Source organism: Aeromonas sp. QDB18 (assembly GCF_027705325.1).
GTDB lineage: Bacteria > Pseudomonadota > Gammaproteobacteria > Enterobacterales > Aeromonadaceae > Aeromonas > Aeromonas caviae.
Genome location: NZ_JAPDBQ010000200.1, coordinates 1 through 5,887, shown reverse-complemented (window position 1 = coordinate 5,887; position 5,887 = coordinate 1). Strand labels below are relative to the sequence as shown.

The 5,887-nt window shown below is 60.3% G+C and carries 7 protein-coding genes; 3 read left to right on the top strand and 4 right to left on the bottom strand.

What is annotated here, in order from left to right:
- Positions 1-125: 125 nt before the first annotated feature.
- On the bottom strand, positions 126-1,031 hold the full coding sequence (locus tag OKC30_RS19605; protein ID WP_160839414.1) for a LysR substrate-binding domain-containing protein: 906 nt from the start codon (positions 1,029-1,031) through the stop codon (positions 126-128).
- Between the two features lie 172 nt (positions 1,032-1,203).
- Here OKC30_RS19605 and OKC30_RS19600 point away from each other — a divergent pair, with 172 nt between their 5' ends.
- Complete coding sequence (locus OKC30_RS19600; RefSeq protein ID WP_160839412.1) at positions 1,204-1,830, top strand: LysE family translocator; 627 nt, start codon at positions 1,204-1,206, stop codon at positions 1,828-1,830.
- Positions 1,831-1,856: 26 nt separating this feature from the next.
- On the top strand, positions 1,857-2,363 hold the full coding sequence (locus tag OKC30_RS19595) for a DUF1543 domain-containing protein (RefSeq protein WP_160839410.1): 507 nt from the start codon (positions 1,857-1,859) through the stop codon (positions 2,361-2,363).
- 253 nt (positions 2,364-2,616) lie between these two features.
- Here OKC30_RS19595 and asnA read toward each other — a convergent pair whose 3' ends face one another.
- Positions 2,617-3,609 carry an aspartate--ammonia ligase gene (gene asnA, locus OKC30_RS19590; protein WP_010675987.1) on the bottom strand — a complete coding sequence of 331 codons (993 nt, stop codon included), beginning with the start codon at positions 3,607-3,609 and terminating at the stop codon, positions 2,617-2,619.
- A gap of 154 nt (positions 3,610-3,763) precedes the next feature.
- On the opposite strand from asnA, the gene asnC reads away from it, so the two are divergent.
- Positions 3,764-4,225, top strand: coding sequence for a transcriptional regulator AsnC (gene asnC, locus OKC30_RS19585; RefSeq protein WP_041214272.1), 462 nt, complete (start codon positions 3,764-3,766; stop codon positions 4,223-4,225).
- Between the two features lie 101 nt (positions 4,226-4,326).
- On the opposite strand, the gene OKC30_RS19580 is transcribed toward asnC, so the two are convergent.
- Entirely contained in the window at positions 4,327-5,109 is a 783-nt protein-coding gene (locus OKC30_RS19580; protein WP_202395283.1) for a substrate-binding periplasmic protein, read from the bottom strand.
- Positions 5,110-5,339: 230 nt separating this feature from the next.
- A complete protein-coding gene (locus tag OKC30_RS19575; protein ID WP_029314862.1) occupies positions 5,340-5,744 on the bottom strand; it encodes a CBS domain-containing protein in 405 nt (134 codons plus the stop codon).
- Between the last annotated feature and the right edge of the window lie 143 nt (positions 5,745-5,887).

The window sequence follows — 5,887 nt, the reverse complement described above, 5'->3', positions numbered from 1 at the left end:
TTGGAGACAGCCAGTTTACCAGCACCCTGTCTGTCAACTTCCACTTCCCCAAGATCCCGCGAAGAACCTTTTTTTATGGGCGTTTGCAATTCGTCAGGGGGGATCCTGTGCCCTGTTGCGGCATGTCACCCGACCCATTCAATGTGCGCCAGCCTGTTGTGTGGCACGGCGTCGGTCAGCCAGCGGCGCAGGCTGTCGATATGCTTGCGCCGGGCGCTGTGTCTGGGCCACACCAGGTAGTATCCATCCGTGGTGGCGACGGCTTGGTGAAAGGGCAGTGCAAGCAGCCCGTTTGCGATGGCCTCCTGGCTCAGCAGCAGATCCCCGACCGAGACGCCGTGGCCGCTGATGGCGGCCATGTTGCCCTGCTCCAGGGTGTCGAACACCTTGCCACTGGCCAGATTGAGCCCTGGCCTGGCGCAGGTTCCCTTGAGCCACCGCCGCCAGTCACGGCGATCCGGCGAGGGGTGGATCAGTTCGCACGCCGCCAAATCCGTGCGGGCGGTTTCCACCAGGGCCGGGGCACAGAGGGGGATCAGCCACTCTTCGAACAGCAGGTGACACTCGGTGTCATTCCCGAAATGGCCGTTCCCCAGCAAGATGGCGCAGTCATAGGGCTCGCGGTGAAAATCGACGCCGTCTATGTCCATCCAGACGCTGGAGGCAAGGATCCTGGGAGTGGGGTGATGTTCACGGAACGTGCCGAGCACATCCAGCAGCCAGCGCATGGTCAGGGTCGAGGGCGCCTTGAGTCGCAGCTCCTGGCCGTTGCGGCGAAAGGCCTGACACGCCATCGTCAGGCTCTGGAACCCCTCCGTCAACTGCTCCGCCAGGGCGCGGCCGGCTTCCGTCACCTCGACCCTGGGGCCATGGCGGTGAAAGAGTTCGCACTCGAACCAGGCCTCCAGGGTCTGGACATGGCGACTGACGGCGCCCGGCGTCACGTGCAGGGAGGCTGCCGCCTTGCTGAAGGAGCCGAGCCGGGCCGCGGCTTCAAACGCACGCAGCGCGTAGAGAGGAGGAAGGGTCATCGTTCGATATCAATGTGAGCTTTACTCACATTCAATGGGAGTTTTATCCGTTTTTCAAGGGACGAGTCCTTTTGAATAATGCAGCCAACCCCGGGGCTGGTTGAGCATGACTCATCATGCCTGCCCTGGCTAAAGGCGGACATGGCTGTATCAACGAAGGAGGAAAGACGGAATGAACATGATGTTGCTGGGGGCCTACACCGTGTCGGTCGTGCTCCTGTTGTTGACTCCGGGGCCTGTCGTGGCGCTCGTCACCGGCACGGCGGTTCGTCATGGTTATCGCCAGGCCTGGATGACCCTGCTCGGCACCAACGGGGCCTCCCTGGTGCTGATCCTGATGGCGACCCTGATCCTGGCCGGCGTGATCTCTCTGCCACCCTTGTGGCTCTATCTGCTGGGCGGGGCGGGGTCACTCTACATCGGTTATGCGGCCGTGGGCGGCTTGATGGCAGGGGTGAGCCAGGATACCGGGTCCGGTGCGCCTGTCCTTGCAGGTGGTGGCTTTACGCAGGGCTTCATGACCGGCGTGGCCAATCCCAAGGACATTCTCTTCTTCGTTGCCTTCTTCCCGCAGTTCATCGCGGTGACACCGCACTTTGGCACCAGCATTCTGACCCTCTCCATGGTATGGATCTTCTTCGATCTGCTGGTGCTGAGTCTCTATGTCCTGCTGGTGAAGCGTTGGATGCCGGCCCGGCACAGCAAGCATATCGCGTTGATTTCATCTTTGTTTTTGCTCGCAGTTTCACTGTTCGGGGTTCTGTACAATGGGGTGAAAGTCACCCTGATGCTGGCGTGACCAGGGGTGAGACAAGGGAGTCAGGCATGTTTCTATTCGTGTTCTATCTGGGCGGCAACGCCGGCCAATCCAATATCGAGGTCCACGACATCCAGTTTGTGGCGGCTCAGACCCCCGAGGAGGCCTGGCCTGTACTGCGGGAGGCCTGGTTCGGCGATCCCGACAAGGTGCATATCGACGGTTACGCCAGGCTGCTCTGGGCGGATGGCTATTCGGTGCATCTGCGGGAGACGCCTCCTGAGAAAGAGGCTCCCCGCCTCTACTTTGTGAACATGGGTGGCTATCACCCAGACTCCCTCGCGGATCTGCATGCCTTCGATTTCTTTGTGGCAAAGGATGCAAAGGAAGCAAAAGCCAGGGGGCTCGCATCCTTGCTAAAGGGGGTCAGGCACCAGCACAAGGACAACCTGAAAGAGGTGGACGACTGCCTGCTGCTGGAGACGGTGAGCGGTCTGTACGTGCACCTTGTGCCCGACTCCGAAGGGAGCCCCTTCAGGCCGCAATGGCAGGGATATCAGCCCATCGGCCGCTGAGCGTGACGGTTGCAGGTGGGAGATAAAAAAACGGCAATCCGAAGATTGCCGGGAGGAATGTATTCGATGCGATCTGACGTGGGTTGAGCTGATCGCAGGGGCAAGCCCCAGGGTCGGCAGGCACAGTCAGCGACCATGCCCGCCTTACAGTCAGTCGGGATACGCTCTCCACCCCGGCTGACCAGCTTCGCTATCGCGTCTGTCCCGCGCCGTGTTGCCGCGATAGGAGGACAGATGCAATCAAATCAATTCGTTACAGCATGCCTGGGATGGCAGCTTTCATTTCAGATGGCCAGACGCCGACCTGGACCTGACCTATGTGCTCTTTTTGCAGCAGCAGCATGGCCAGACGGGATTGGCCGATGCCGCCGCCGATGGTTTGCGGCATGCGTGCTGCCAGCAGATCCTGATGCCAGTCATATTGCAGGCGATCCTCGTCGCCGGTGATGGCGAGCTGGCGGCGCAGGGCCTCTGCGTCCACCCGGATCCCCATGGAGGAGATCTCGAAGCTGTCTTCCAGCACCGGGTTCCACACCAGGATGTCACCGTTCAGACCCGCCAGCCCCAGCTCGCTCTCGCTGCTCCAGTCGTCGTAGTCCGGGGCACGGACGTCGTGGCGTTCGCCGTGGGAGAGGGCGCCACCGATACCGATGAGGAAGACCGCTCCCAGCTCTTTGGCGATGGCGCGCTCGCGTCCCTTGGCATCGAGGTCCGGGTAGCGGGTCAGCAGCTCTTCACTGTGCAGGAACTGGATATCCGCCGGCAGGAAGGGGGTCAGCTCATGCTCGGCACAGACCGCGCGCTCGGTGGCCTTGATGGCGGCCCAGATGCCGCGCACCGTCTCCTGCAGATAGGCCAGATCCCGGCGCTCGCCCGGCATTACCTTCTCCCAGTCCCACTGGTCGACGTAGACGGAGTGAATGGGGCTGAGACGATCCTCGTCCGGACGCAGTGCCTTCATGTGGGTGTAGATGCCTTCACCCGGGCCGAAACCGAAGCGACCCAGAGTCTGGCGCTTCCACTTGGCCAGGGAGTGGACCACTTCATAGCTGTGCTCCGGCAGGGTTTTCACCTTGACCTGCACTGCATGCTCGCAGCCGGAGAGGTTGTCCTGGGTGCCGTCACCGACCCGGCTCAGAATGGGGGCTTGTACCTCCATCAGGCCGAGTTGCAGTGCGAGTTGGCGGGAGAACATCTCTTTGACGAAGCTGATCTGCTGTTGGCTGCGGATGTAGTGCTGTTTCATGCTGAATTACCTGTCGTGAATCCGTTGAATGCGGTGATTCTTCAACAGAATGCCAACTAAATTCAATATTCGATAATTGAAATAGGCTTTGTGTGTTTTTTTCTTCAAAATAAGCCATCAATTAATGATGAATCATTAAAAAGAGCGCAAAAAAGTGTCAGAAAATTATCGGATCGATAATCTCGATCAGGCCATCCTCTCCGCCCTGATGGAGAATGCGCGCCTGCCTTACGCCGAGCTGGCTAAACAACTGCTGGTGAGCCCGGGCACCATCCACGTGCGGGTAGAGAAGATGAAGCAGGCGGGCATCATCGAGGGAACGCGGGTGCAGGTGAACCCCAAGAAGCTGGGCTACGACGTCTGCTGCTTCATCGGGATCAACCTCAAGAGCGCCAAGGATTACCCGTCGGCCCTGGCCAAACTGCAGGCGCTGGACGAGGTGGTGGAGGCCTACTACACCACGGGCCACTACAGCATCTTCATGAAGGTGATGACCCGTTCCATCGACGAGTTGCAGACGGTACTGATCCACAAGATCCAGACCATCGACGAGATCCAGTCCACCGAGACGCTGATTTCGCTGCAAAACCCGATCCTGCGGGATGTGAAGCCTTGAGTCGGGTGGTCTGAGGGGGGCGTAGAGACCCCTCTCCCGTGATAGACCCTGTCCGCGCTGCAGAATTCGACCCTGTGGGAGATGACACCCTGACTGGTGGGTCAGGGTTCGATATAGGGGATGCCGTATTTGTCGTAGAGGGCCTTGAGCCGGCCGTCCCGCTTCATGTGCAGCAATTCGGCATCATAGGCGGCCATCAGGGCCGGGGTGTCGGCATCGGCCCGGGAACGGGTCCAGGCATTGAAGTAGGGGCTGGTCTTGAGCGGTTTTGGCAGGTAGTCGAGCTTGCCTTCCAGTCCCTCCTCTCTTATCTGGGTGAAGGCGGTGACCAGGGACATGGGCACCACGTCGATACGACCGGCAATGAGTTTTCGCAGTTGCAGCTGGTTGATGGGGATCTCCTGGAAGTGATAGCTCGGGTCTGTCATGGCTGCCGCGAGCTCGGGGGTATAGGAGAAATCCCGGGTGACACCGATACGCCAGGGTTTGAGATCCGTCAGATGGTCATAGTGGATCAGGCCTGCGGACTCCTTGCGTATGAAGAAGTGCCAGCTATGGAGCATATGGGCCTGTTTGGGGTAGAGCAGATAGGCCTCCCGCTCCGGTTTGTAGGAGTGGGCCAGCAGCAGATCATAGAAGCCGCTTTCGGCATTGCGGGTGAGCCTGGCTCCCGAATCGATGAGCTCAATCCTGATGGGGGTATGGAGCGTGCCGAAGATGGCGGTGACGAGATCCACATCCAGCCCGCGAGGGTGTCCCTGTGCATCCAGCCACTTGAGAGGGGGCTCCTGGATGCCACCAATGACCAACTCCCTAGCTGACAGCCAGCAGGGCAGCAGAAAGCAGAATACGAGCAAGCGTCGCACGTTACATCTCCTGAGCATTGGGGACGGGGTCGCATCCGGCAGGGACTGTGACCGATACCTATCTAACTAGAGACGACCACGGATGGCAAACCCTGAAATGGGGAGGGGACAAACGAACGGTGCCGGTGGGAGGGGGGCGGGCTGCCTCGACAGGCCGCCCCGTGGCAGAGTCGGGCGGGATGGACCAGCCACTCGCCGGCTGTGGGCGGGAGGGTAGTCGGCATGAAACGTGTGCGAGGTGGCCTGCCTCAGGTTGCCTGACACTGTTTCATCTGGGTGTTGAGGGCCTGCATCACCTGACGACGGCTGATGATGCCCGTCACCTTGCCTCCCTCCATTACCGGATAGACCTTGGGTCTGGCCCCGGCCATCTGGCGGGCGAGATCCACGATGTTGTCATCAGGAGAGACGAACAGCGGGGTCCGGCTCATCAGATCTTCGACCAGAGTACGGGTGTCGCAGTGATAGCTGCCCGTGAGCAGGGCGGGAATGCAATCCTGCTCGGAGAGAAATCCGACGAGGTGCTGATGGTCATCCAGTACCGGCAGGCCCCCCAGGTTTGCCCGATGGAGTCTGTCCAGCGCCTCGGCCAGACCGAGGCCGGGGTGCAGTGAGTGGGTCAATGGCTGCATATGATCGCGAATTTGTAGCATGATGGTGGCTCCATGGGGGTCGATGGGGCCACTATGCCCGGTGGCTGTGACACGGGGCCAATGGGTTTCCTGATTACCCATGACCCTCAGCCAGCTTCAAGAGCCGATATGGCATCGGAGGGCTTGCCACGACTGCATGCCCC